This window comes from Streptomyces sp. NPDC098789 (assembly GCF_044759975.1).
Classification (GTDB): Bacteria; Actinomycetota; Actinomycetes; order Streptomycetales; family Streptomycetaceae; genus Streptomyces.
The window spans coordinates 220,694-246,675 of record NZ_JBIWAJ010000004.1; the positions used below are offsets into that span (position 1 = coordinate 220,694).

Sequence of the window (25,982 nt, forward strand, 5' to 3'; positions counted from 1 at the left end):
GCCCGCCCGGGCGCACCGCGTCGGCACCGGGCTCCGGCCCGCTCAGGCGCACAGCGCGCGCAGCAGGCCCGGGTCCGCGTCGACGAGCGAGCCGAGCAGGGTCAACCCGGGCGCGGGGGCGAGGGGTTCGGTGGAGGGGACCCCGAGCACCCGGCAGCCCGCGGCGAGGGCGGAGGCGACGCCCGTGGGGCTGTCCTCCACCGCGACGCAGCGCTCGGGCGCCGCGCCGAGCGCGAGCGCGGCCGCCAGGTACGGATCCGGCCGGGGCTTGGTGCGTACGGTGTCCTCCGCGCCGAACAGGACGTCGAAGCGGTGCCCGTCCAGGGTGCCCGCGACCTGGTCGACCACGGCCCGCGGCGAGGCGGAGACCAGCGCGGTGGGGACGGACTCGGCGCGCAGCGCGGCCAGCAGCCGCAGGGCGCCGGGGCGCGGGACGGTGCCGGCGGCCAGCCGCGCGGCGAACCCGCGCCCCAGCTCGGCGGCGAGCTCCGCCTCCCCCGCGTCCAGGTGCCGCGCCAGCAGCGCGGCGGCGTCCTCGACGGAGCGCCCGGTCACCGCGGTGCGGCGGACAGGGTCCAGCGCGCGCCCGCGGCGTACGGCGGCGGCCTCGACGACCTCCAGCCAGACGCCCTCGGTGTCGACCAGGGTGCCGTCCATGTCGAAGAGGACCGCTTGCAGGCTCATGCCGGTCCGTCCTGGGGCGCGAGCAGCACGGGACGCGGCTGCGGCCGTACGGCGACGCGCGCGCCCGGCAGCAGGGCGGCCGCCGCGTGTGTGGGGACGTCCGCCTTGACCTCGCTCGTCCGGCCCTCGGCGTCGGTCAGCGCGATGCGCACCCGGACGGTCGGGCCGTGGAAGGCGGTGCCGAGGACGCGGCCGGGGCCGTCGTCCTGGGCGGTGACCTCCAGGCCCTCGGGGCGCAGCAGCGCCTCGACCGGGCCGGGGGCCGGCGCCGGGCCGTCGACGGGCAGCCGGACGCCGAGCACGTCGACGGTCCCGTCGGCGGTGGCGTGCGCGGGGACCCGGTTCATCGCGCCGATGAAGTCGGCGACGAATCCGGTGGCGGGGCGGGCGTACAACTCGGTCGGGGTGGCGCACTGTTCGAGGCGACCGCCGCGCATGACCGCGACCCGGTCGGCCATCGAGAGGGCCTCCTCCTGGTCGTGGGTGACGAAGACGGTGGTGATGCCGAGCTCCAGCTGGAGGCGGCGGATCTCCTCGCGCAGGGTCACGCGCACCTGGGCGTCGAGGGCGGAGAGCGGTTCGTCGAGGAGGAGCAGCCGGGGCCGCAGGGCGAGCGCCCGGGCGAGGGCGACGCGCTGCTGCTGGCCGCCGGAGAGCTGGTGCGGGTAGCGGTCGCCGTGGCCGGGCAGGCCGACCAGTTCCAGGAGTTCGGCGGCGCGGGTGCGCCGTTCGGCGGTGGGCGCCCCGCGCATGCGCAGGCCGAAGCCGACGTTGTCGGCGGCGTTCAGGTGCGGGAAGAGGCTGTACGACTGGAACACCATGGCGGTGTCACGGCGGTTGGCCGGGACCGCCGCGATGTCCTTGCCGTCGAGCAGGACCTGCCCGGCGTCGGGCCGTTCGAAGCCGGCGAGCACGCGCAGGGCGGTGGTCTTGCCGCAGCCCGACGGGCCCAGCAGCGCCAGGAGTTCACCCGGGGCCACGTCCAGGTCGAGCCCGTCGAGGGCCACGGCGGAGCCGAACTCGCGGCGCAGGCCGCGCAGTTCGAGGCTGGCTCCGGTGCGGGCGGCGGGCGGTGCGTCCGTCGGGTGCGGCGCGGTGGTCGCGGTGGTCGCGTTCATGAGGGAGTGACTCCTACGGCCTTCGGGCGGGAGGTGCGGTGGTGGCGCTTGCGGCCGGCCACCGTCAGGGCGAGCAGCAGGGCCCAGGTCAGCAACAGGCTCAGCAGGGAGACGGCGACGGACAGTCGGGCATCGGATCCGGAGGCCTGGACGACCCACACGGTGAACGGTTCGAAGCCGAGCAACTGGGCGACCGTGAACTCGCCCAGGACCAGCGCCAGGGCGAGGAAGGACGCGTTCAGCAGGGCGCCGCGCAGGTTGGGCAGCACGGCGAGGACCAGCGCCCGGGGCCAGGACGCCCCGAGGTCGCGGGCCGCCTCGACGAGGGTCCGCACGTCCACCGCGCGCAGTCCGGCGTCGAGCGCGCGGTAGACGAACGGCAGGGCCATCACGGCGTAGGCGAGGACCAGGATCACCGGGAAGGAGGGGTTCTGGACGGCCACGAAGGTCTGGTAGAGCGGGGTCGCGGCGAGTTGCTCCGGGCCCCAGCGCAGCACCGTGGTGATGCCGGCGGTCAGCGCGACCGGCGGCACCACCAGCGGCAGGGTGCACACGACCTCCAGCACGGCGCGCAGCCGGGGCGCCCCGAGCCGCACGGCCACGGCGGCCGGGACGGTGACCAGCAGCACCAGGGCCACGGTGGCCGCGGCCAGGCCGACGGAGAGGCCCAGGGCGGCGAGGAAGCCGTCGGCGTGCACGATCCGGGTGTAGGCGGAGAGGGTCCAGCCCTGGCCCGGGATGTCGAGGGTGAAGACCGCCGAGGCCAGCAGCGGCACGAGGAAGTACGTCGCGGCCAGCAGCAGGGCGAGCGTGCGGCCGGGGCGGAGCGTGCGCGGCGCGGCGCTCCCCGCGGCGGCCGGGGTCAGGCGAGCCATCGGGCGCTCCTTCGCTGGAGGGGCAGGTGGACGGCCATCACCAGCAGCGCGACCAGCACCATGTCGAGGCTGAGCGCGAGCGCCACGTTCTCCTGGCCGATCAGCACGTTGCCGGACAGCGCGTCGGCGATCTGCAGGGTGACGAGGGGGACGGAGCTGCCGACCATCGACGCGGCGGTGGCGTAGGCGGCGAAGGCGCTGCCGAAGAGCAGGACGAACCCGCCGAGCAGGGTCGGCAGCAGGACGGGGATCCCGATGTGCCGCCAGTACCGCCAGGTGGAGGCGCCGCAGTCCTGGGCGGCCTCGCGCCATTGCGGGCGCAGCCCTTCCAGCGCGGGGGCCACGGTGAGCACCATCAGCGGCACCAGGAAGTAGAGGTAGGTCAGCGACAGGCCCCAGAAGCTGTACAGCGACCAGCCGTGGGCGTCCAAGCCGAGGCCGGTGGTGAGGACGCCCGCGTTGCCGAGGGTGGCGACGAAGGCGAAGGCGAGGGGGACGCCGCCGAAGTTGGCGAGCACCCCGGAGGCGGTCAGCACGGCCTCGCGCAGCACGCGGCTGCGGGAGCTGACGACGGCCTGGGCGACGAGGAGCCCGAGGAGGGCGCCCGCGGCGGCGGTGAGCGCGGACAGCTTCACGCTGCCGATGAGGGCGGTGCGGTAGGCGCCGTCGACCGAGCGGGCGAGGTTGTCCACGCCGTACGCGGTGGTGCCGGCGACCGGGTCCTTGACGCTGAAGGCGCCGAAGACCATGGCCAGGGCCGGCAGGCCGAAGGCCAGGGCGACGAGCAGGAGCAGCGGCAGGGCGGCGAGCCAGGCGCCGCGGCCGCGGCGCGGGCCGCGCCCGGTCCCGGGCCGGGGCCGGTCCCCGAGGGCGGTCGCGGGGCGCTGCCCGGGCAGGGCCGGGCTCGCGGGGGCGGGGGCGGGGGCCGCCGCCGCGCCGGGCGCGGTGCCCGGCTCGGCGGCGGTCGATGCGTGGGGGGTCATCTGCGCGTCAGCCGGCGATCGCCTTGGCCCAGCCGCCGGCCAGGATCTCCTTGGCCTTCGCGGTCTGCTCCTGGCTCGGGAACTTCGGGGTGCCGGTGACCGGGGGCAGCGCGGCGGCAGCGGCCTTGTCGAGGGTGGCGTCGGCCTCCATCACGGGCATCAGCACGGGGCGGGCGTGGCCCTTCAGCCACAGGTTCTGGCCCTCGGCGCTGTAGAGGTACTCCTGCCACAGTCGGGCGGCCGCCGGGTGGGGGGCGTCCTTGTTGATGGCCTGGGAGTAGTACTGGGCGAACTGGCCGTCGGCGGGTACGGCGACCTTCCAGTCGATGCCCTTGGGCTTGAACTGCTCGGCGTAGCCGGCGTTCAGGTAGTCCCAGTCGATGCTGATGGGCGTCTCGCCCTTCTCGACGGTGGCCGGGGTGGACTCGACGGGGTTGTAGTTCCCGTTCTTCTTGAGCTTGCCGAAGAAGTCGAGGCCGGGCTGGATGTCGTCGAAGGAGCCACCGCTGGCGAGCGAGGCGGCGAAGACGCCGGCGTAGGCGGAGCCGGACTTGGTGGGGTTGCCGTTGAGGGCGACCTGGCCCTTGTACTCGGGCTTCAGGAGGTCCGCGAAGGTCTGCGGGCAGACCGCGACCCGCTTGGCGTCGCAGCCGATGGAGACGTAGCCGCCGTAGTCGTTGGCCCAGCGCCCCTGCGGGTCGCGCTGGGCCTCGGGGATCTTGTCGAAGGCGGCCACCTTGTAGGGGGCCAGGAGGTTCTCGGCGGCCGCGGACTGGGCGAAGGCAGCGCCCAGGTCGAGGACGTCGGGGGCGCGGTCCTGGCCCTGGCGGGACTTCACCGCGTTGATCTCGTCCTGGCTGGAACCGTCCGGGTTCTCCACCTTGACCTGGATCCCGTACTTCTTGGTGAAGCCGTCGATCAGGGCGCCGTAGTTCGCCCAGTCGCGCGGGATGGCGATGGCGTTGAGGGTGCCTTCCTTCTTCGCCGCGGCGATCAGGGCGTCCATGCCGCCGAGATCGGCGACGGAGGCCGCGGTGGCCAGGTTCTTGCCGTTCCCGGCAGTGGCGACCGCCTTGTCGGGGGCGGCGCCACAGGCGGTCAGGGCCAGGGTGGAGAGGACGAGACCGGCGGCGAGGGCGACGGTCCGGGTGTGGGCGGTGATCACGTGGAGGCTCCAAGTTGTATGGACAACTGAGCCCATTACCGGAGTCCCGGATGTCGTCCCGGTGAATGGCACGCGGCATCCGGACAGCGAGTGGCGGTCGTTTCCGGCCACCCCTCGCCGGTGCGCTCCGTCACCCCATGAGCCGCGCGGCCTGCCGCACGGTGTCGGCGAGCCCGCGCACGTCCGTGTCCCGGGTCATGTCCGCCACCCCCGAAGCCCGCTCGGCGAGCGCGTCGAGCGGGAGCGCGCCGGGTACGGGCTCCCAGTCGCCCCCGCGCTCGCGCAGTGCGGAGGCGAAGTACGCGGCCACGGCGGTGACCTGGAAGCGGGCGTCGGCCTCGGTCCACGGCCGGGCCGTCAGCGCGGCCACCTCGACGGCGGCCGATTCCTCGTGCGGGGCCCGGGTGGTGGGGTCGAGCCAGCGGACGGTGGCCGTCGCGACGTGACCGGCGGCCCCGGGACGGGTGCGGACGGCGTACAGGGCCGTGACGCTGTGGCCGGGGCCGACCTCGCCGCCGTCCACCGCGTCGTTGCGGAAGTCCTGGTCGGCGACGCGCCGGTTCTCGTAGCCGATCAGTCGGAACTTCTCCACGGTCCGCGGGTCGAAGGCGACCTGGGCCTTGGCGTCGCGGGCCCGCAGGTCTATCTGGGCGGGCAGGTCGTCGCAGAAGACCTTGCGCGCCTGCTCGGGGTCGGAGACGTAGGTGGTGTGCCCGTCACCGCGGTCGGCGAGGGTCTCCATCAGCTGGTCGCCGTAGTCGCTGCCGACCCCGACGCCGAAGAGGGTGATGCCGTTGTCCTTGCGGGCCTTCGCGACCCGCTCCAGGATCCCGTCGGCCGAGGTGTCACCGGAGTTGGCGAGGCCGTCCGAGAGGACCACGACCCGGTTGGTGGCCTCCGCCCGCAGACCCTTGACCGCCTCGTCGTAGCCGCGGGTCACCCCGGCCTCGACGTTGGTGGAACTGTCGGGCCGCAGCGCGGAGATGGCCTCGCGGACGCGGGTGCGCTGACCGCCGAGCCGGGTCATCGGGATCCGCGTCCTGGCCTTGTCGCTGAAGGTCACCAGGGCGATCGAGTCGTCGTCGCGCAGCCGGTCGGTCATCAGCTCCATGGAGGTGCGGACCAGGTCCAGGCGCCCCGGCTCGGCCATGGAACCGGAGATGTCGACGACGAAGGTGAGCGCGGCCGGCTTGCGGACGGAGTCCGGGGCGGGGGCCGCGGTGGTGAGCCCGACCCGCATCAGCGACCACCCGTCGGCGGAGGTCCGGGCCCCGTCGGCGGTCACGGAGAAGCCGTTGCCCTCCGGGCTCCGGTAGTCCTGGCGGAAGCTGTTCACGAACTCCTCGGGCCGGACGGTCTTCGGGTCGGGCAGCCGGCCCGACCCGATCGTGCGGCGGGCGAAGCCGTAGCTCGCGGTGTCGACGTCCAGGGCGAAGGTCGAGAGGTAGTCGGCGGGCGGGGCGCTCCGCTTGGCCCCGTCGCTCTCCCCCTCCCCCTGACCGGCGGTCCGGCCCCCGCCGTCGGGGGCGACGTAGCGGGTTCCGGAGCTCCCCTTGCTCTGGCTCTTCTCGTACCCGCCCGCACCGCACCCGGTCAGCAGCAGGCCGCCCGCCGCGAGCGCGACGACCGCCCTCGTGCACATCCTCGCCCGAAGTCTCATGCCGTACCCCTCCGTTGGCCGTTCTCCCGTGCGCTACTGGAGAATGTGACGCCCCGGCAGGCCTTTCGGACGAGTCGGAGGCGTTGCGAATGCGTCTCGAAGCGACAACGGCAGGCGGAACATCAAGGTCTGGGCTCGATACGGGCACGAACGCCTCACGAAGGGCAACCACCACGGCGTCGATTTAACGAATTCCCTATGTACGGCGCTATAGATATTTCCGCCGGAGCAATCCGGGACGCCGCGAATATCCATGGCAACACCCGGTCGGATCGAATGGAATGGCGCGTCCGACGGCTAGGGTCGACGCATGAACGGTTCGCTTACCGAGCCCCCACCACCAGCTCCACCAGCTCCCGCTCAACCCGCGAGCTTTGTTCAGGAAGTATTACGGGGCATCGCCCAGGTCGATTTCATGCCCAACGCGATCACGGGCATCTTCTTCCTCGCCGCCCTGGCCGCGGCCGGCTGGGAATTCGCGCTCTACGGCCTGCTCGGCAGCGTGGTCGGCACCGCCACCGCTTATGCCTTCGGTATCGACCGCAGCCTCGTCTCGGTCGGCCTGCGCGGATTCAACGGCACCCTCGTCGCCCTGTCCTTCGCCGTGTTCCTCGGCGCCCGTCACCTCTCGACGGCGCTGCTGGCCATCGGCGGATGCATCACGGTCGTCGTCGTCACCTCGGCCCTCGCGACCATTCTGGGCACCTGGAACATCCCCACCTTCACGATGCCCTTCTGCATCATGGCGAGCGTCATGACGGTCGCGGCGCCCAGTTTCTCCCGCGTCTGGCACACCGGCCCCGGCCTCGCCGCACTGCCCAAGTCCGTGGCGGACACGACCCCGTTGGGCTGGGAGCAGCTCTGGCACGGCTTCTTCGCCAATGTCGGCCAGATCTTCTTCATGCCGCAGTGGTACGTGGGCCTGATCTTCCTCGCCGGGATCACCGTCGCGAGCCGGCTCGCCGGGGCGATGGCCTGCGTCGGCAGCGCCGTGGCCGTCTTCGTCGCCTGGAGCATGGGTTCGCCCACCCAGGGCATCTCCGAGGGGCTGATGGGCTACAACAGCGTGCTCGTGGCCATGGCCCTGTGCGGGGTGTTCCTCGTGGCCGGGAGCTGGAGCTTCGGTTACGCCGTGCTCGGCGCCGCCGCCGCGACGGGGCTGACGGCCGCCATGACCTCCTTCTTCGCGCCCTTCGGCGGTCACACCTTCACCTGGCCGTTCGTGTTGACCGCGCTCGTGTTCGTCGCCGCGGTACCGGCGATCCCCCGGCTGCGCCGGACCTGAACTCCCCCGGCGTCGCGGCACCCAAGCACGGCCGCCACCGGAACCGCCCCCGCCCGAAAGTGAGTGACCGATGAATCTCGCTCCCCGTGAGATGGACAAGCTCTGGATCTACGTCGTCGCCGACCTCGCCCGCAAGCGGCGCGACCGGGGCGTCAAGCTCAACTACAGCGAGGCCTGCGCCCTCATCAGCGAGGGCATCCTGGAGGGCGCGCGGGACGGCAGGACCGTCGCGGAGTGCATGGAACTCGGCAAGCAGGTCGTCGCCGCGGGCGACGTGATGGCCGGTGTGCGGGAGATGCTGCCCCTGCTCCAGGTCGAGGCCGCCTTCGTCGACGGCACCAAGCTGGTCTCCTGCCACGACCCCGTCGGGGCCTGAGCGTGAGCGCGGCAGCGGCCGAGCGGACCGGGCCGACCGAACGGACCCGGCCCGCCCCCGCCGGCGGCCCGCCCGCCGCGGTGGTCCTGGGCGCGGGGCACGAGGGCGGCGCCGCCCTCGGCGCGGTGCCGGCCGGGCGGCCGCTGACCGAGGCGGTCACCGCGGCGCTCGCCGCCTCGACCGGGCCGGTGTGCGTGGTCCCCATGACCCTGGGCCGCGACCCGAAGCTGATCGCCGACTGCGCCCGTGCGCTGCGCTGGCTCGCTCGCGCCGAGGAGCCGGGCGAGCCGGGCCGACTGGTCCTGGCACCGCCCTTCGCCACCGCCGACCACCTGACCGCCTGGCTGCGCACGGCCGCGCTGCGGGCGGTGCGCTCGGCTCCGCGGACCTCGGCGGTGCTGGTCACCGCGCCCGCCGCCGGTCCCTTCGAGGACGCCGACCTCTTCCGGGTGGCCCGGCTGGTGCGGCAGTACGGCGCGCACCGCTGGGTCGAGGTCGCCTTCGACGGGGGCGACCCGGACCTCGCCGAGGGCGTGGAGCGGTGCCGCCGCCTCGGCGCCCGCCACGTCGCGCTCGTCCGTGCGGCGTTCGCTCCCCCGGAAGACGCGACCGACGTCACCGCGGCGGACGCGGACGTCCTCGACACCGGGCCGCTGCTCGGCGCGGCCGCGATCGAGGAGGTCCTGCGGTCCCGGGTCGCGCACGCCCTGCACGGCCTGGCCCACGGGGACGACGGCACCGGCGCCGGGCTGGACGCGGAACACGGCCACGGCTACGCGCACGCGCACGGCCCGAGCGGCGGTCACGACCACCCGCACGGCCACGCACACCACCACCACTGAAGGGAAGTCCCACCATGTCCGGTGGCGCCACCTACCTCTACGGCGAAGGCACCGTGGAGATCAACGCAGGCCGCCGCAAGGCAACGGTCTCCGTGTCCAACACCGGTGACCGCGCGATCCAGGTCGGTTCGCACTACCACTTCTTCGAGGCGAACCGGGCCCTGGACTTCGACCGCAACGCCGCCTACGGCATGCACCTGGACCTGCCCGCGGGCACCGCGGTGCGCTTCGAGCCGGGCGACACCCGCGAGGTGCAGCTGACGGCCTTCGCCGGCCACGGCCGCCTGATCGGCTTCAGCTCACTGGTCGACGGGGGCCTCGGGTCCACCGACACCCGCAACCGCGCGCTGCGCCGGGCGGTCGAACTCGGCTTCCTGGGCGCCCGGATCGAGGAACCGGAGCGCCCCGCGCACGACGGGGACGGGGCGGGAACCGACGGGGCCGGAGCCGACGGCGCGCATGACGCCGGTCACGACGGCGGTCACGACGGCGGTCGCAAGAAGAAGAACAAGAGCCACAAGAAGGGCGAGAACTGATGGCCGTCCTGAGCCGCAAGCAGTACACCGACCTGTTCGGGCCGACCGTCGGCGACCGCTTCCACCTGGCCGACACCAATCTGGTCGTCGAGGTCGAGAAGGACCACAACGAGGGGCACTACGGCGACGAGGCCGTCTACGGCGGCGGCAAGGGCATCCGCGACGGCATGGCCCAGGACCCGCAGGCCACCAACCTCCAGGGCGCCCTCGACCTCGTGATCACCAACGTGGTGGTGCTGGACGCGGTCCTCGGCGTGGTCAAGGGGGACCTCGGCGTCAAGGACGGGATGATCGCGGGCCTGGGCAAGGCGGGCAACCCGCACACCCAGTCCGGGGTGCACCCCCGGCTGGTGATCGGACCCGGCACCGAGGTGATCTCCGGCGAGCACCTGATCGCCACGGCGGGCGGGATCGACACCCACATCCACTTCATCGCCCCGCAGCAGGCCGAGCACGGCCTCTCCAACGGCATCACCACCCTCATCGGCGGCGGCACCGGTCCCTCCGACGGCACCAACGGGACCACCTGCACCCCCGGCCCCTGGAACATCGGCCGGATGTACCAGGCGGTCGAGGACATGCCGGTCAACGTCGGTCTGCTGGGCAAGGGCAACGGCTCGCTCCCGGAGGCGCTGGTCGAGCAGGTCGAGGCGGGCGTCTGCGGGCTGAAGGTGCACGAGGACTGGGGCACCACCCCGGCCGCGCTCAGCAAGGCCCTCGACGTCGCCGACGACTACGACGTCCAGGTCGCCGTGCACACCGACACCCTCAACGAGTCCGGCTTCTTCGAGGACACCCGCTCCGCCATCGACGGCCGCACCATCCACACCTTCCACACCGAGGGCGCGGGCGGCGGGCACGCCCCCGACATCATGCGGATCGCGGGCGAGCCCAACGTCCTGCCCTCCTCCACCAACCCGACGCTGCCCTACACGGTCAACTCGGTGGACGAGCTGCTGGACATGGTGATGGTCTGCCACCACCTCTCCCACGACATCCCCGAGGACGTCTCCTTCGCCGACTCCCGCGTGCGGGCCGAGACGATCGCGGCCGAGACCGTCCTGCACGACGAGGGCGTCATCTCCATCTTCTCCTCCGATTCCCAGGCCATGGGGCGGATCGGCGAGTCCTGGACGCGGGCCTTCCAGACCGCGCACCACTGCAAGGACCAGCGCGGCAAGCTGGCCGGGGACACCGAGCGCAACGACAACTTCCGGGTGCTGCGCTACCTGGCCAAGATGACCATCAACCCGGCCCTCGCCACCGGCACCGCCGAGTACATCGGCTCGCTGGAGACGGGCAAGCTCGCCGACATCGTGCTGTGGCCGATCCACTCCTTCGCGGCGAAGCCCAAGATGGTCATCAAGGGCGGGCTGATCAACTGGGCGCTGATGGGCGACCCGAACGCCTCGCTGCCGACCCCTCAACCGGTGTACTACCGGCCGATGTTCGGCGCGTACGGCAAGGCGAAGCAGAGCACCCGGGTCTCCTTCATGTCGCAGGCCGCGATCGCGCTCGGCGTGCCGGAGCGGCTGGGGCTGGACAGCAGGGTGCTGCCGGTGCGGCACTGCCGGACCGTCGGCAAGCAGCACATGCTCCACAACGACGCGCTGCCGGAGATCACCGTCGACCCGGAGACCTACAAGGTCAGCCTGGACGGGGTCCCGGCCACCATCGAGCCGGCCCGCGAACTGCCGCTGAACCACCTGTTCTTCCTGGCATGAGCGGGCTGCCGGGCGCGAGCGCCGACCCCGCAGCCGCAGCCGCAGCCGACGACGAGGGCATCGGCACCGCGGCCCTCCTGGTCAGTCTCCAGCTGACCGACTCCGCCTTCCCCAGCGGCTTCTACACGCTCTCGCACGGCCTGGAGGGTTACGCCCAGGCGAAGGCCGTGACACCGGAGGGCGTGCCGGGACTGCTGGCCGACCTGCTGCGGCACTCGGTGGGGCCCTCCGACGCCACCGCGCTGGCGCTGGCCCACCGGGCCGCGTCGGCCGGTGACTGGGCGGGGCTCGGCGAGATCGACCGCAGGCTGTGCGCGGCCAAGCTGGGCGAGGGGCTGCGGCGCGCGGCCACCCGTACCGGGCGCCAGTTGCTGGACATCGCCCGCGAGTGTCTCGGCGGCGAAGCCCTGGAGCGCTACGCCGAGCTGGTCGCCGCCAAACGGGCGCCCGGCACGCAGGCGGTGGCCGCCGGGGTCGCGTACGCCGCGGCGGGCGTCCCGGTGCGGGCGGCCGTCGTCAGCGACCTGTTCGCCTTCTCGTCGAGCTTCACCGGGGCCGCGCTGCGGCTGCGGCTCACGGACCACCGCCGGGCCCAGGTCGTGCTCCGCGACACCGCCCCCGTCATCGAAGAGGTGGCGCGGGCGGCCCTGCGGCGCGAGCTCGCCGACCTCGGCGGGTGCGTGCCCCTGGCCGATGTGATGTCGGCCCGGCACGAGCGGGCCGAGGCCCGCCTGTTCGCCACCTGATACGTCCCCCCTGCGAAAGGCGAGAGCGACACATGAGAGACGACCACGTCCTGCGGGTCGGCATCGGCGGTCCCGTCGGTTCCGGCAAGACCGCGCTGATCGAGGCGCTGGTGCCGGTGCTGATCGAGCGCGGTCACCGGCCCGCCGTGATCACCAACGACATCTACACCCAGGAGGACGCCCAGCACGTGCGCCGCACCCTGGCCGGGGTACTGGACCCCGAGCGGGTGGTCGGCGTGGAGACCGGGGCCTGTCCGCACACGGCGGTGCGCGACGACCCGACCATGAACCTGGCCGCGGGCGCCGAGATGCTGGAGCGCTTCCCCGATGTGGACACGCTCCTGTACGAGTCGGGCGGTGACAACCTCACGCTGACCTTCAGCCCGGTCCTGGTGGACCTGTTCCTGTTCGTTCTGGACACCGCGGAGGGCGAGAAGATGCCCCGCAAGCGGGGGCCGGGCATCACCGAGTCCGATCTGCTGGTCATCAACAAGATCGACATCGCCCAGTACGTCCGCGCCGACCTCGGCGTGATGGAGCGCGACGCCCACCACGTCCGCGAGGGGCGCCCGGTGGTGCTGACCAACTGCCTGACCGGACACGGCCTGGAGGAGATCGCGACCTTCGTCGAGTCCTTCCGCCGGGTGCCCGCGTGAGCGTCGTGGCCGACCCGCCGACCGCCCGGCCGGGGCCCACTCCGGGTGCGGGGCCGACTCCGGGCGCGGGGACCGGCCCCGCGCCCGAGGTCCGCCGCGCCGCGCCCGCCCGGCCCCCCGGGCGGCTGGAGCCCGCACACTACGAGCCGCCGCGCGTCCCGCCCGAGGTCCGCCGCCACTCGGCCGTCCCCGACACCCTCGGGGTCGGCCGCCCCGGCAAGGTGGGCCTGTTGGAGCTGGGCTTCGAGCGGCGCGGCGCTCGCACCGAGCTGGTGCGGCACTACCAGAAGTCCCCGCTCCAGATCATGCGCCCGCTGTACTTCGACCCGCACCGCCCGGACCTGCCGGTGACCTTCCTGCTGTCCACGGGCGGCGGGGTCGTCCAGGCGGACCGGCTGCGCCAGGACCTCTCCTTCGGCCCCGGTACGGCGGCGCACGTCACCACCCAGGCCGCGACGAAGGTCTACCGGATGGAGTACGACTACGGCGTCGCGCAGACCTTCCTGAGCGTCGGGGCCGACGCGTACGTGGAGTACCTGCCCGATCCGGTGATCCCGTACGTCGACTCCCGCTTCTACCAGCGCACCGTGATCACCGCCGACCCGTCGGCCACCGTGCTGGTCTCCGAGAGCGTGCTGGCGGGGCTGCTCGCGCGCGGGGAGCGGCACGCGTACGCCGTCTTCGCCTCCGACCTGGAGGTGCGGCGGCCCGACGGGGACCTGGTCGCGCTGGACGCCGTACGGCTGGAGCCGGGTGGCGCCGGGGCGGCCGGCCGCGGGGTGAGCGGACCGGCCGTCCTGGGCGGGTACGCGGTGATGGCCGGCTTCTTCGTCCTGACCCCGCTGGCTCCCGCCCGCGAGGTGGCCGACCTGCTGCACGCGGCGCTGGCGGACAGCGGCCTGGCGCACGGCGTCAGCGTGCTGCCGCAGGAGAGCGGTGCCTGGGTGCGGGTGCTGGGCGACCGGAGCCAGGAGGTCTCGCGGGCCCTGGCCCGCGCCTGGAACACCGTACGCCTGCGGCTCATCGGCGTGCCGGCGCCCGACCTGCGCAAGACCTGACCGGCCGCGCGCCCCCGTCCCCCGAGGCACAGAAGCCGCAGAAGCCGCTCACCCCGCTGACCCGAAGGATCCGCACCCCCATGCCCCCTGGCTACGACACGGGTAACACCGCCTGGATGATGGCGAGCACCGCGATGGTGCTGCTGATGACCCCCGGCCTCGCCTTCTTCTACGGGGGGATGGTGAAGACCAAACACGTGCTGGTGATGCTGAAGATGAGCTTCGCCTGCCTGTCGCTGGTCACCGTCCTCTGGCTCGCGATCGGCTACTCGCTCGCCTTCGGCAAGGACGCCGGGGGCGGCCTGATCGGCGGTCTCGACCACGCCTTCTTCCGCGGCGTCGGGATGACCACCCTGCACGGCTCGATCCCGACCGTGATCTTCGCCTGCTTCCAGATGTCGTTCGCGATCATCACGGTGGCGCTGATCAGCGGTTCCATCGCGGGCCGGGCCACCATGAAGGGCTGGCTCGTCTTCGTCACCGCCTGGACCCTGATGGTGTACGTGCCCATCGCGCACTGGGTCTTCGCTCCCGACGGGTGGATCGCCAGGTCCCTGGGCGCCCTCGACTACGCGGGCGGTCTGCCGGTGGAGCTCGGTTCGGGCGCGTCCGGGCTGGCGGTGGCCATCGTGCTGCGCAAGCGCCGGGACTTCGAGCGCGACCCGATCCGGCCGCACAACCTGCCGCTCGTGGTGATCGGACTGGCGCTCCTGTGGTTCGGCTGGTTCGGCTTCAACGCCGGATCGGCGCTCCAGGTCGAGGGCAGTGCTCCGACCACCTTCTTCAACACGCAGCTCGCGGCCGCCGGCGCGATGATCGGCTGGCCGATCATCGAGAAGTGGCGGCTCGGGCACGTGGAGATGCTGGGCGTGGCCTCGGCGGCCGTCGCGGGCATGGTCGCGATCACCCCGGCCTGCGGCGAGGTCTCCCCGGTCGGCGCCCTGGTCATCGGCTTCGTCGCGGGCGTGGTCTGCTGCTTCGCCATCAACATGAAGTACAAGATCGGCGTGGACGACACCCTCGACGTGGTGGGCGTGCACGGCTGGGGCGGCATCGTCGGAGTGCTCTCCGTCGGCTTCTTCGCGACGGCCGCGATGAGCGGCAAGAAGGGCCTCTTCTACGGGGGCGGGCTCGACCAGCTGTGGCGCCAGACCGTCGCCATCCTCGCCGTCGGCGGCTTCGCCTTCGCGATGACCTGGCTCATCGCCCATGCCATCGACAAGGCCGTCGGCTTCCGCGCCTCCGAGGAGTACGAGAACGTGCCCGGGCGCGAGGAGGAGGTCGCCTACGACTCCGAGACGCTGGACCAGATCCGCGACCGGATGGGCGAGCGGGCCGAGGAGCCCGGCCGCGCCCCCGCCCGCGCGGGGACCGGGGTCGGCGGGGCCGCCTCCGCCGCCGGGACCGACCCGGCCGCGCAGGACGCCGCACTGCTGGCCGAGGTCCTCTCGGTCCTGGAACGACGGGAGCGGGACAAGTGACGACGATCGGGGACTCGGGCAACGCGTCGTGGCTGATGATGGCCACGGCCCTGGTGCTGCTGATGGCGCCCGGACTGGCCTTCTTCTACGGCGGGATGGTCCGCACCGGCCAGATCATCGCCATGCTCAAGATGTGCTTCTTCTGCGTGGTGATCGTCACGGTGCTCTGGTTCGCCGTCGGCTACTCGCTGGCCTTCGGGCCGGACGCGGGCGGCCTCGGGGTGATCGGCACCCTCGACCACGCCTTCCTGCGCGGCATCGGCATCGACTCGCTCACCGGTGACGTGCCGACCGTGACCTTCGCGGTCTTCCACATGTCCTTCGCCATCGTCACGGTGGCCCTGATCAGCGGCTCCATCGCGGGTCGGGCCACGATGAACGGCTGGATCGCCTTCGTCTGCGCCTGGACCCTGCTGGTCTACGTCCCGATGGCCCACTGGGTGTTCGACCCGCGGGGCTGGGTCGCCGCGCAGCTGGGGGCCGTCGACTTCGCCGGCGGCACGGTCGTCGAGATCGGCTCCGGCGCCGCGGGCCTCGCGCTCGCGATCGTCGCCGGCAAGCGCGCCGACTTCGACCGCCAGGGCATCCGCCCGCACAACCTGCCGCTGGTCGTCATCGGCCTGTCGCTGATGTGGTTCGGCTGGTTCGGCTTCAACACCGGTTCCTCGCTGGGCACTCCGGGGGGCGCCGCGATGGCGTTCCTGAACAGCCAGCTCGCGGCGGGGGCCGCGATGGCCGGGTGGGCCGTCACCAGCTGGTGGCGGACCCGGCAGGTGGGCCTGCTGGACATGTGCATGGGCGCGGTGACCGGCCTGGTCGCCACGACCCCGCTGGCCGGCGGGATCAGCCCGGTGTGGGCCACCGTCACCGGCTTCGTCGCGGGGCTGACCTGTGCGCTCGCGATCAGCTGGAAGTACCGGCTGGGGGTGGACGACACCCTCGACGTGGTCGGCATCCACGGCTGGGGCGGAATCGTCGGCATGGTCATGGCCGGGTTGACCGCGACCGGTGCGCTCACCGGCAAGAAGGGCCTGTTCTACGGCGGTTCGTGGGACCTGCTCGGCAAGCAGCTCACGGCCGTGGTCGTCCTCGGCCTGTACGCCTTCGTCATGACCGCGCTCATCGGAAAGGCGATCGGGGCCACCATCGGCCTGCGGCAACCCGGCGGAATGATCGAGCACGAGCAGGCGTACGCGGAGGTGCTCTCCGACCACCTCAAGCAGCTGTCCCCGGACGACACCGCGCCGCCGCCGCGGGAGGAGCCGGAGAGCGCCTCCGCACTGGTCGCCCGACTGCGGGAGGTCCTGATGACGGGCCGACAGGACAACTGACGAGCCCCCCAGGGCCGTTCCCCGCTCGACGCCCCTCCCTCGGGGCCGGTGGGGGACGGCCCTTCCTGTGGTAGCTTGCTTTGCATGGTACCTGGCAATGCAAGCCAACCCGGAGCCGACGGTCACGTGGCCAGTCAGCTGCGCAAGGGCGTACTGGAGTACTGCGTCCTGGCGCTGCTGCGCGACCGCCCGCGCTACGGGGTGGAACTGTTGGAGGAGCTGGCCCGGGTCGAGGTGATGGCGACCAGTCAGGGAACGATGTACCCCCTGCTGTCCCGCCTGCGCCGGACCGGACTCGCCGACACCCACCTGCGCGATTCCGACAGCGGACCGCCGCGCAGGTACTACACGCTGACCGACGCGGGCCGCAGCGCGCTGGAGGAGTTCGCCGCCAACTGGCCCTCCTTCCGCACCGCCGTGGACCACTTCCTCACTCCTGGAGAGCCGACGTGAACGACACCCTGCCCCACCCCCTGGTCCGCGCCTTCCTCTCCGCCGTCGACGAGCGGACCCGCACCCTGCCCGACGAGCGGCGCCGGGAACTGCTCGCGGACCTCGGCGAGCACATCGAGGTGACCCTCGCCGACGCGCACCCCGCGGACGAGGCGACCGTGCGCGGGGTGCTCGACCGGCTCGGGTCGCCCCAGGCCATCGCGGACGCCGCGCTGGCGGAGGAGGGCATCGGCTCCCCGCGCCCCGAGCCGGAGAGCACGGCGCGCACGCTCGTCACGCTCGCCCTCCTCGTCCTGGCCTTCCCGCTCGCGCTCGTGCCGTTGGCCGGCCTGGCGCTGGCCCCGATCTCCCTGGTCGTCGGGCTGGTCCTGCTGTGGAAGTCGGCCCAGTGGGCGCGCCGCGAACAGTGGCGGGCGACCCTGCTGCTGCTCTCGCCGGTGCTCACGGCGCCGGTGCTCGCGGGCGTGCTCATGGTGGCGACCAGCGGACTGGGCCCGACCGCCCTGCTCGCGGCGCTCACGCTGTCCTGGATCCTGCCCGTCGTCGCCGTCGTGCGGCTGGCCCGGTCGGCCGCCCGGCTCCGTTCGGCGCTCTGAGCCCGCCCTTCGGATCACGCCCGGCCAAGCCTTCGGCAGGTCAGCGGCCCTCACGTACAGTGCGGATGCGGGGAGACCCACACCGGTCGCCACACACCGGGTGCGGACTGCCCTCCTCATGTCGGTGGGCGGGTATCGGGGTGGACTGATGATGCGAACGGCGCGGTCGTGGGTCGAGGGATGGGCCGTCGCCCGGCGGATGCCGGAGCCGGTGGACGTGCCGTGGGGACTGCGGATCGACGTCGGACGGCCGGACCAGGTGGTCCGGCACGTCCTGCTCGACGCCGACCCCGACGTCGCCCGCGAGCTGGTCGACGCGATCACCGAACCCACCACGTGCGTCAAGGCGTTCCTGCCGGCGGCCGAGATGCGGCCCTGGTTCCCAGCCGGCTGGGAGCCCGTCGAGGCCTGCTTCCTGATGGCCGTCGACCTGCGTACGGCGCCCGTCCGGGCACCCGCCGGGTACACCGTCACCGTCGAGAGCTCCGACGGCGTCACCTCCGTGCGCGTCCTGGGCCCCGACGGGGAACCGGCCGCGTCCGGCCTGACCGGACGGACCGGCGCCGCCTGCGTCTTCGACCGGATCGTCACCGAACCGGCCCACCGGCGCCGCGGCCTCGGGACGGTGGTGATGGGCGCGCTCACCGACGCGGCCCTCGACGGCGGCGTGTCCACCGGCGTCCTGGGCGCGACCGTCCAGGGCCGGGCGCTCTACGAATCGCTCGACTGGAAGGTCCTCGCGCCGCTGAACGGCTTCGTCCGCGCGCCCGACGCCCCGTGACCGCGATCCTGACCACGACCGGTGGCGGCGGTCAGCCCGCCGGGACGGTGTCCTCGAAGGACGTGCCCGCCGCGCGGTAGGCGTTCACCTTGGCCGTGACCTGGGCCGGGGTGAGCACCTGGTCCTTGACGTGCAGGACGTAGTCGACCTGCTGGTCGTAGGCGCGCGCGGTGGTGCCGCTCTGGCCGTTCAGGTCGATCAGCCACTGGTTGAAGTTGATCGACATGGGCCGTTCGGGCAGGTAGCGGGCGTCGTGCGTGCCGAAGACCTGCCCGTCGATGAAGTACGTGATGGCGTGGTCGTCGATGGTCACGACGAGGTCGTGCCACCCCGCGTAGCTGGTACGGGCCTCGGTGTGCTGGTTGACCGCCTCCCACGGGTCGGGGCGGTAGGTCTCCCACGACGTCGTGTAGAGGATGTTCCCGGGCTCGCCCCAGCCCCCGTTGGGCAGGTACTCGAAGTCGTACTCGGCGTAGTCGTCGGCCATCGGGGCCTTGAGGTCGTTGATGGTGAAGAAGGTCTGGACGAGGTGGTCGCCGTCCGGGCCGTACTTCGGGGCGTCGGAGAGTTTGACCCGGGCCGCGTAGGTGCCGTTCTTGAACTTCGTCGCCTTCGTCAGCACTTCGGTCTGCTTGGTGCTCTCCGCCGAACCCGCGGTGGAGGTCTCCAGGTTCATGACGGTGTTGCCGCCGCCGGCCGCGGCGAAGGTGACGTTCTCGGGGGACCAGGCGGCGCCGGGGACGCCGGGCCCACCGGAGTTGGAGCGGACGTTCCAGCCGTGGGCGGCGATGGCCGGGTCGCCGTACGAGGTGTAGGAGAAGTCGTCGAAGAGGGTCGCGCCGGTGGGCGGCGGGTCGGTCGGCGTGGGGGTGGGCGTGGGGTCCGTCGGTGTGGGGGTCGGGTCGGCGCCGTTCCCGGCGGGGGCGGTCCCCCAGACGGCGGCGCCGCCGAGCCGCGCCGTGACCTTGTCCCAGTCCGCGTACGTGCTCCGCCCCGCGCCGAAGGAGTAGTCGTCGGCCTGGTTCACGGTCTGCCAGTCGACCCGGTGGAAGCGCAACTGCATGTCCCCGGTGTCGGCGCCGGGGGCGAGGGATCCGGCGCCCGCGGTGAAGCCGATCTCCAGGTAGCGGTCGGCGGTCGCGGTGGGGTGCTCCAGGGCGCCGAAGGAGGCGGTGACGTTGGCGCAGCCGGTGACCGCCCAGGAGCAGGCGAAGCGGTACTGGAGCCCGGGGCCGTCCGCCTTGAAGTAGTAGCGGAAGGTCACCCGGCTCAGCGCGACGGTCGTCGAACCGTTGTTGACCACCTTGAACCAGGGCTCCGCCTGGTCGGCGGTGGCTCCGTTCGCGCTGGTGCGGTACTGGACCTTGACGGAGTCGGCCGCGGCGTTCGCGGTCTGGGCGGCGAGGGAGGTGACGCCGAGCCCGGCGGTGACGGCCAGGGCGAGGGCGATCGCGGCGCGGGTACGCGTGGTGCGGCGCATCGGGGTTCCTCTCGGGTGGGGGGAGAGCAGGGGATGGCGGTGCGGCGGTGCGGGCGAACGGGCGCGCGGGTTCAGGCGCCGTCGTGGTCGCGGTGCGGGGGCCGGGCGGGCACGCCGAGGGCGGCGAGCCGGTCGTGGTGGTGGTCCAGTCGGCGCCGGAAGTCGGGCCAGTCGCGGTGGGTGGACCAGGCGGTGTCGGCCAGGGCGCAGAGCCGGGGGAAGGCCAGGTATTCCAACTGTGCGGGGGTGCTCGCGTACTCGGTCCACAACTGCGCCTGGGTGCCGAGGATCCGGCGGGTGGCTTCCGGTTCCCAGTGGGGCGGGGCGGGTTCGTTGTCGTAGACCCCGCGCAGGTCGACCACTGCGCCGCCTTGTCCGCGCGGTTCGGCGGGGTCGGCGGACTGCGGGTAGTCCAGGTAGGTGGAGCGGTGGGGAGTCATGATCACGTCGTGGCCGCGCAGGGCCGCGGTCCGCCCGTGGTCCGGGTCGAGCCAGGCGGCGACCGTGAACGCGCCGGGGAGTTCGGCGCCGTTCCCGGTCCAGCCCAGGGGCTGGCGGCCGCGCGCGACGACGTGATCGGCGACGGTCCGCATGAACCACCCGTGGAGCGCCTCCGGGCCGCTCAGCCCCTCACGGGCGGCGCGTTCCCGGGCCGCCGCCGAGGCGTGCCATTCGGTGGTGGGGCACTCGTCGCCCCCGATGTGCACGTAGGGCCCGGGGAAGACGTCCATGACCTCGTCGAGGACGGCGCGGCAGAAGTCGAGGACCTCGTCGTGGACGCCGAGGATGTTCTCGCAGACCCCCCACCGGGTCCACGGCTCCAGGGTGACGTCGGGGCGGTTGCCCAGGTGGGGGTAGGCGGCCAGGGCGGCGCGGGTGTGGCCGGGCATCTCGATCTCGGGGACGATCGTCACCCCGCGGCGGGCGGCGTAGTCGACGAGCCCGGTGAGCTCGGCCCGGGTGTACGCGCCCTCGTGCGGGGTGCCGTCGCCCTCGCTCTCGCGGCGGCGGGCTCCGGTCCCGGTGAGCCGCGGGTAGCCGGGGACGGGGATCCGCCAACCCTGGTCGTCGGTGAGGTGCAGGTGCAGGACGTTGAGCTTGTGCAGGGCGAGCAGGTCCACGAACCGGCGTACGTACGCCGCTGGTTGGAAGTGGCGGGCCACGTCCAGCATGGCCCCGCGCCACGCGAACCGCGGGCCGTCGGTGATCCTCAGGCAAGGCAGGGACAGCCCGGGCAGTGGCCCCGCCCCCGCGTCGAGGGCCGCGGGCGGGAGCAGTTGGCGCAAGGTCTGGACCCCGTGCAGCAGCCCCTCGTGCCGGGCGGCGCGCAGCAGGACGGAGTCCGGGCCGATGGTCAGGGAGTAGCCCTCGGCCCCGAGCTCGGCGGGACCGGCGGGAGCAGCGGGATCAGCGGGATCAGCGGGATCGGCGGGATCGGCGTCCAAGCGCAGCACGATCCGCCCGCCCGGAGCGCCGGGGTCCAGGGGGCCGCCGGCGACCGGGGCGAACAGTTCGCGCAGCAGGGTGGCGGCGGCCCCGGCGCCGGGGCCGGCGCGCAGGGCGGTGTCGGGGCCGAGGGGGAAGCGGCCGGGGTGGGGGGTGAGGGTGCGGGGGCGGGGGACGAGGTGCGGGAGGGCGGCGGCGCGGCGGGCGGACATGACGCGGTGGTTCCTCCAATGCCTTACCAATTGGTCAACTGGATAGCTGCGTGGCACGAAGGTGACATGAGCGGGTCATGACGTCAACCCTGCGCGGCACCAAGGAATTTGCTGACGATCCGGCGCCGAAGTGGTTAGATGTGCCTGACCAGTTGGACAACACGAACACACGGACAAGCGAGCACGTGGACGACCGGGAACGACCGGGGAGGAGCGGAGCGTGACGGCGAGCGGCGCGGGACCGGTGTTGAAACGGGAGCGGGTCCGCGAGTACCTGCTCGGTCTGATCGACACCCGACGACCGGGTGACGCCATCCCCTCCGAGCGCACCCTGTGCGCCGCGCTGGAGGTGTCGCGACCCACCCTGCGCGCGGCCGTCGACGAGCTGGTGGCCACGGGCGCGCTGGTCCGCGAACACGGCCGCGGCATGTTCGTCGCACCCGCCAAGATCACCCAGGAACTGGCTCCCGACGAGGCCTCCTTCGCGGTGCGGCGGGCGGCGGGCCACTGGTCGAGCCGGGTGCTGGAGCACGCGGTGATCCCGGCGGACGCCCGGATCGGGCGCCGGCTGCGGATCTCCCCCGGCGCGGGGCTGCTCTACGTGGCACGGCTGCGCCTGGTGGACGGCGCCCCGATGGCGATCGAGCACCTGCACATCCCGGCGGACCTGGTGCCCGCGCTGACCCCGGCCGAGCTGGAGGCCGGCGACCTGTACGAGCACCTGCGCGAGCGGCACGGGCTGTTCGTGCACGAGGCCCGGCAGTCGATCGAGCCCACCGTGGTCAACGAGGCCGAGGCCGCGCTGCTGGACGTGCCCCTGCACTCCCCCGCCCTGCTGATCGAGCGGCTCACCACGGACTCCACCGACCGCCCGGTCGAGTACGTGCACTCCGTCTACCGCGGCGACCGCTACCGCATCGTCTCCCGCCTCGCGCTGGGCGCTGCCGCCGCCCGGAGCACGGGCCACCATCCGGGCATCCCGCCGGGCGACCTGGGCCGGCGCGAGATCATCACCTCGACCACCACCGGGGACGTCCACACCGTGAACTGAGCCCCCGGTGGCCCCGGTTCAGGAGCCGTCCGGCCCGCGGAGCGGATTCGGCAGCGGCAGGTAGCGGGCGGCGGCGCCGTCGGCGCGGGTCCAGCGCAACAGCAGGTTGGTCTTGCCCGGGAGCGTCGGGGCACTGAGCAGCTCCCGGACCTCGGGCAGCCCGTGCTCCGCGTCGTACCGGCGGAACTCCTCCCGCGCGGCCGGCCACAGTCCCGCGGCGACGCCCGGGTGGTGGTCGGCGAGCGCGCCGGCGATCTCGGTCAGGTGGTTGACCACCAGGCAGTAGACGAGCCGCCGCCAGCCCTCCTCGCGGCCGGTCTCCGGGAGCAGTTTGACGCCCTCCGCGTCCCGGAAGAGCGCTTGTACGGGGGTCCCGGATCCGTCGACCGCGATCAGGGTGTTCTGGAGGTGGGCCTCCAACACGACTCCGTGGCGCGCGAAGAGTTCCAGCGCCGGGGGCACCACCTGGCGCAGGTACGCCCGCCACCAGGCGGCCGGATCGGCGGTCCGCTCCAGCGGCCCGGGCTCGGAGCCCTCGGCGAGCGCGGCGGCCAACAGCGGGGTGGCGCCCGGCAGGAGGTGCGCGCGCAGCCCCTCGCGGACCAGCACGGCCAGCTCCTCGAAGGCGAAGGTCGCGGTCCGGTAGCCCAGGTCGGCCGTCCAGGCCGCCGTGGTCCCCGTACGGGCGCGGACCGCCGCGAAGGCGGCGCCGACGGCCGCGTCGGTGCGGCGCAGCTTCAGCAGGTCGTGCCGCCACAGCCGGCGCACGTCGTTGGTGATCCGGACGTCCAGGCTGAACTTCGCGAAGAGGTCGCTCCGTGGACCCGGCAGGTACACGGTCCGCACGGAGGCCGTGGGCCAGCCGGGCCGGGTGCCGTCGGCGAGCCGCAGCAGCCGCCCGTCGGCGAGGGCCGCGCGCGGCCCGGGGCTCGCGCAGGTCAGCTCCAGCTGCCAGGGGTGGGCGGGCAGCAGGACGTGGCCGGGCGGCACCGGCGGCGCGCCGGCTGCGTCGGCGAGCTCCTCGAACAGCCGCGCGGCGGCCGCGCCGCCCTCCTCGTGCACCTGGTCGGCGCGCAGGGCGAGGAAGGCCAGCGGGAAGCGGGCGTGCGCCTCGGGGGCGTAGGGCAGCCAGGACCGGGCCGGCGCGCCGCCGCGGGCCTTGGGCGCGGGGTGGTACGGGTGGCCCATCAGCAGTGCCTGTTCGGAGCGGACGTAGGGGTCGTCCGGCGCCGTGGCCGAGGCGCGGGCCGCGAGGATCGCGCCGATCGCGGCGCGACTGTCGGCGATCTCGGCGGGCAGCTCGTCATTGGCCGCGCCGGTGTAGCGGCGCAGCTCGTCGGAGGTGAGCTTGATGAGGTCGGTGTGGCTCAGCGGGTACCAGCCGTCGGCGCCCCGCAGCTCGGGGCGGCCGGGGCGGCGCCCGGCCCGGACCCGCAGGAGCCGCCCGCTGCCGCGCAGCCGGTGGACGCCCTCGGCGGCGTCCCCTTCGGGTTCGGCCGCCTCCCGCAGGAGGCAGTTCAGGAGCGGCGCCGCGGCGTACTCGTCGGCGGCGGCGGTGACGGCGGACGTCACGGCGGCGTTGGGTTCCAAGGGTCCACGGACTTCCCTCTAGGGCCGGCAGTGATCTTCAGTATCGACGATCCGGGCCGCCGCCGTGGCGTTCGGGTGATGATGACCGGACAAGAACCCGACGAGATGCGAACGGGAACCCCGACGCGGCGCTCGCGCGACGAGCCGCCCGCCCGGTGCCGTGCCCGACCGAAAGGATTCCGCCCTGTACCGCAGTGGTCATGCCCCCGGATCCGCCGCCGAGGACGCCGTCGCCGCCCGGCTGGGCGACGTACGACCGGCCCTCGGCCCGGCCTACGCGGCGGCGCTGCCCGGCGCGCGGGCGGCCGTCCTGACCCGGCTCTGGCGGGCGCTGGCCCACGAACCGCTGCCGTGGGTGGTGCGCCGTTCGGTGTCCGGCGACGCGATGACCGTGCTGCTCGCCGACGGCGCCCGGCTGCACGGACCGCTCCCGGACCCCTACGCGCACGACGCCCGCGTCCAGGAGCTGCGGCTCGACGGTACGGCGCACGCGCGGGCCGCGGACCTGATGGCGGCGCTGCGGGTACCGCACGGCGCCGGCTTCGCGGCCGAGCTGGACGCCAGCACGGCCTCCCTCGCGCTCTCCCGGGCGGGGCAGTCGGCGCACGGGGGGCCGCAGCACCCGGTCGAGGTCTGGGAGTGGGAGCAGCGGGTGGTCGACGGGCATCCCTACCACCCCAACTGCCGCTACCGCCCCGGCTTCTCGGTGTCCGAGGAGCTGGCGTACGCGCCGGAGCACCGGCCGGTCGTCACCCTCGGCCTGCGGGCCGTACGGGCGGACGCGAGCCTGGTGACGGGCACCTGGCCCGCGGCGCTGCGGGACGGGGCACGGATCCTGATCCCGGTGCACCCCTGGCAGGCCGCGCACGTGCCGGGCCTGCCCGGGGCGGCCGTGGCGGGCGGGGCCGGCGCGGCGGGACTGGCGGCGCATCCGCTGATGGCGCTGCGTTCGCTGACCCCTCTCGCGGGCGGCCCGCTGGACGGCTGCACTCCCGGGGACACGGCCCCGCAGGTCAAGACGGCGCTGAGCACGCGGCTGACCTCCTCCGTGCGGGACGTCTCGGAGTACTCGATCGAGACCGCCCAGGCGGTGTCGGCCTTCGCCGCGTCGCTGGCCGCCCGACTCGACGGGAGGCTGCACGTCACCCGGACCCTGGGCGCCGCCACGGCGCACAGCCCGGACCTGGCGGCCGTGCTGCGCGAGCCGCCGGAGCGGTACGCCGACGCCGGCGCGGGCGAACGGGTCGTGCCGGTCGGGGCGCTCGGGGGCACCGAGTGGGCCCGCTCGCCCGCCTGGCGGGCCCACTTCGCCCGGCTCGCCCTCTCGGTGTGCCTGCGCGTGCTCGACCTCGGCGTGGCCCTGGAGGCGCACGGCCAGAACCTGCTCGTCGTGCTCTCCCCCGCCGGGGAACCGCTGCGGCTGGTCTACCGGGACCTCGCCGACATCCGGATCAGCCCGGCCCGGCTCGCCGCGCACGGGATCCCGGCGCCGCCGCTGGCGGGGCGGCTGGTCACGGACGACGAGGTGATGCTGCGCCGCAAGCTGTTCGGTTCGCTGGTGACCGGGGCGCTGGGGGCGTTGGCGGGCTCGGCCGGGGCGCTGGCCGAGGACCTGGCCGCCGCCGCGCCCGCGCTGGAACGCACCCCGGACGCGGTGGCCCTGTTGACCGAACCGCTGCCCGCCAAGGCGCTCACCCTGATGCGGCTCAGCCCGGGGACCCCGGGCGACCTGTGGACGACCCTGGGCCGACCGTCGGGGCTCGCGCTGCGGTAGGTGTCCGACGGATCCCCGCGGCGTCGCGGCGGGCGCCCGGGGTGGGCCGTTCGGGGGGAGCCGGGCCCGTGCGCGGCCC

At 73.7% G+C, this 25,982-nt stretch carries 24 protein-coding genes; 15 read left to right on the forward strand and 9 right to left on the reverse strand.

Going from position 1 to position 25,982, the window contains the following annotated elements; genetic code table 11:
- Positions 1-42 precede the first annotated feature (42 nt).
- From ACIQWR_RS11100 to ACIQWR_RS11125, 6 genes are all read right to left on the reverse strand, one after another.
- Complete coding sequence (locus tag ACIQWR_RS11100; RefSeq protein ID WP_399257108.1) at positions 43-684, reverse strand: HAD family hydrolase; 642 nt, start codon at positions 682-684, stop codon at positions 43-45.
- Positions 681-1,802, reverse strand: coding sequence for an ABC transporter ATP-binding protein (locus ACIQWR_RS11105; RefSeq protein WP_404006767.1), 1,122 nt, complete (start codon positions 1,800-1,802; stop codon positions 681-683). Before ACIQWR_RS11105 ends, ACIQWR_RS11100 begins: the two co-directional genes overlap by 4 nt.
- Positions 1,799-2,677, reverse strand: a complete 879-nt coding sequence (locus tag ACIQWR_RS11110) for an ABC transporter permease (protein ID WP_404006768.1) — start codon at positions 2,675-2,677, stop codon at positions 1,799-1,801. The genes ACIQWR_RS11105 and ACIQWR_RS11110 overlap by 4 nt, the downstream gene beginning before the upstream one ends.
- On the reverse strand, positions 2,665-3,660 hold the full coding sequence (locus ACIQWR_RS11115) for an ABC transporter permease (RefSeq protein WP_404006770.1): 996 nt from the start codon (positions 3,658-3,660) through the stop codon (positions 2,665-2,667). The genes ACIQWR_RS11110 and ACIQWR_RS11115 overlap by 13 nt, the downstream gene beginning before the upstream one ends.
- Positions 3,661-3,667: 7 nt before the next feature.
- A complete protein-coding gene (locus ACIQWR_RS11120; RefSeq protein ID WP_404006772.1) occupies positions 3,668-4,825 on the reverse strand; it encodes an ABC transporter substrate-binding protein in 1,158 nt (385 codons plus the stop codon).
- Positions 4,826-4,955: 130 nt separating this feature from the next.
- On the reverse strand, positions 4,956-6,485 hold the full coding sequence (locus tag ACIQWR_RS11125; RefSeq protein ID WP_404006774.1) for a von Willebrand factor type A domain-containing protein: 1,530 nt from the start codon (positions 6,483-6,485) through the stop codon (positions 4,956-4,958).
- Positions 6,486-6,795: 310 nt separating this feature from the next.
- On the opposite strand from ACIQWR_RS11125, the gene ACIQWR_RS11130 reads away from it, so the two are divergent.
- The 13 genes from ACIQWR_RS11130 (at position 6,796) to ACIQWR_RS11190 (ending at position 18,350) form a co-directional block, all read left to right on the forward strand.
- A complete protein-coding gene (locus ACIQWR_RS11130; RefSeq protein WP_404006775.1) occupies positions 6,796-7,770 on the forward strand; it encodes an urea transporter in 975 nt (324 codons plus the stop codon).
- A 70-nt stretch (positions 7,771-7,840) separates the two neighbouring features.
- A complete protein-coding gene (locus tag ACIQWR_RS11135; RefSeq protein ID WP_399257094.1) occupies positions 7,841-8,146 on the forward strand; it encodes an urease subunit gamma in 306 nt (101 codons plus the stop codon).
- 2 nt (positions 8,147-8,148) lie between these two features.
- Positions 8,149-8,988 (forward strand): sirohydrochlorin chelatase, encoded by an 840-nt coding sequence (locus ACIQWR_RS11140; protein WP_404006778.1) that lies wholly within the window; start codon positions 8,149-8,151, stop codon positions 8,986-8,988.
- 14 nt (positions 8,989-9,002) lie between these two features.
- Entirely contained in the window at positions 9,003-9,524 is a 522-nt protein-coding gene (locus ACIQWR_RS11145) for an urease subunit beta (RefSeq protein WP_404006780.1), read from the forward strand.
- Entirely contained in the window at positions 9,524-11,248 is a 1,725-nt protein-coding gene (gene ureC, locus ACIQWR_RS11150) for an urease subunit alpha (protein ID WP_399257088.1), read from the forward strand. The genes ACIQWR_RS11145 and ureC overlap by 1 nt, the downstream gene beginning before the upstream one ends.
- Positions 11,245-11,994, forward strand: a complete 750-nt coding sequence (locus ACIQWR_RS11155; protein ID WP_404006782.1) for an urease accessory protein UreF — start codon at positions 11,245-11,247, stop codon at positions 11,992-11,994. The genes ureC and ACIQWR_RS11155 overlap by 4 nt, the downstream gene beginning before the upstream one ends.
- 32 nt (positions 11,995-12,026) lie before the next feature.
- Positions 12,027-12,650, forward strand: a complete 624-nt coding sequence (gene ureG, locus ACIQWR_RS11160) for an urease accessory protein UreG (protein WP_385784049.1) — start codon at positions 12,027-12,029, stop codon at positions 12,648-12,650.
- Positions 12,651-12,775: 125 nt separating this feature from the next.
- A complete protein-coding gene (locus ACIQWR_RS11165; RefSeq protein ID WP_404007484.1) occupies positions 12,776-13,708 on the forward strand; it encodes an urease accessory protein UreD in 933 nt (310 codons plus the stop codon).
- 80 nt (positions 13,709-13,788) lie between these two features.
- Complete coding sequence (locus ACIQWR_RS11170; RefSeq protein WP_404006784.1) at positions 13,789-15,189, forward strand: ammonium transporter; 1,401 nt, start codon at positions 13,789-13,791, stop codon at positions 15,187-15,189.
- Positions 15,186-16,520 carry an ammonium transporter gene (locus ACIQWR_RS11175; RefSeq protein ID WP_404006786.1) on the forward strand — a complete coding sequence of 445 codons (1,335 nt, stop codon included), beginning with the start codon at positions 15,186-15,188 and terminating at the stop codon, positions 16,518-16,520. The genes ACIQWR_RS11170 and ACIQWR_RS11175 overlap by 4 nt, the downstream gene beginning before the upstream one ends.
- A gap of 84 nt (positions 16,521-16,604) precedes the next feature.
- Positions 16,605-16,973, forward strand: coding sequence for a PadR family transcriptional regulator (locus tag ACIQWR_RS11180; protein ID WP_404006788.1), 369 nt, complete (start codon positions 16,605-16,607; stop codon positions 16,971-16,973).
- Positions 16,970-17,569, forward strand: coding sequence for an HAAS signaling domain-containing protein (locus ACIQWR_RS11185; protein ID WP_404006789.1), 600 nt, complete (start codon positions 16,970-16,972; stop codon positions 17,567-17,569). Before ACIQWR_RS11180 ends, ACIQWR_RS11185 begins: the two co-directional genes overlap by 4 nt.
- Before the next feature lie 148 nt (positions 17,570-17,717).
- Positions 17,718-18,350: a GNAT family N-acetyltransferase gene (locus ACIQWR_RS11190; protein WP_404006791.1), complete on the forward strand. Its 633-nt coding sequence runs from the start codon at positions 17,718-17,720 to the stop codon at positions 18,348-18,350.
- A gap of 31 nt (positions 18,351-18,381) precedes the next feature.
- On the opposite strand, the gene ACIQWR_RS11195 is transcribed toward ACIQWR_RS11190, so the two are convergent.
- Positions 18,382-19,830, reverse strand: a complete 1,449-nt coding sequence (locus tag ACIQWR_RS11195) for a cellulose binding domain-containing protein (RefSeq protein ID WP_404006793.1) — start codon at positions 19,828-19,830, stop codon at positions 18,382-18,384.
- A gap of 71 nt (positions 19,831-19,901) precedes the next feature.
- Positions 19,902-21,488, reverse strand: coding sequence for a beta-N-acetylhexosaminidase (locus tag ACIQWR_RS11200; RefSeq protein ID WP_404006795.1), 1,587 nt, complete (start codon positions 21,486-21,488; stop codon positions 19,902-19,904).
- A 220-nt stretch (positions 21,489-21,708) separates the two neighbouring features.
- Between ACIQWR_RS11200 and ACIQWR_RS11205 the strand changes: the two genes are divergently transcribed.
- Positions 21,709-22,539, forward strand: coding sequence for a GntR family transcriptional regulator (locus tag ACIQWR_RS11205; RefSeq protein WP_404006797.1), 831 nt, complete (start codon positions 21,709-21,711; stop codon positions 22,537-22,539).
- Positions 22,540-22,557: 18 nt separating this feature from the next.
- On the opposite strand, the gene ACIQWR_RS11210 is transcribed toward ACIQWR_RS11205, so the two are convergent.
- Positions 22,558-24,129, reverse strand: a complete 1,572-nt coding sequence (locus ACIQWR_RS11210; protein ID WP_404006799.1) for an IucA/IucC family protein — start codon at positions 24,127-24,129, stop codon at positions 22,558-22,560.
- A gap of 160 nt (positions 24,130-24,289) precedes the next feature.
- Here ACIQWR_RS11210 and ACIQWR_RS11215 point away from each other — a divergent pair, with 160 nt between their 5' ends.
- The gene (locus ACIQWR_RS11215; RefSeq protein WP_404006800.1) at positions 24,290-25,903 is read left to right on the forward strand and encodes an IucA/IucC family protein; all 1,614 of its coding nucleotides are present in this window, start codon (positions 24,290-24,292) and stop codon (positions 25,901-25,903) included.
- Positions 25,904-25,982: the final 79 nt, after the last annotated feature.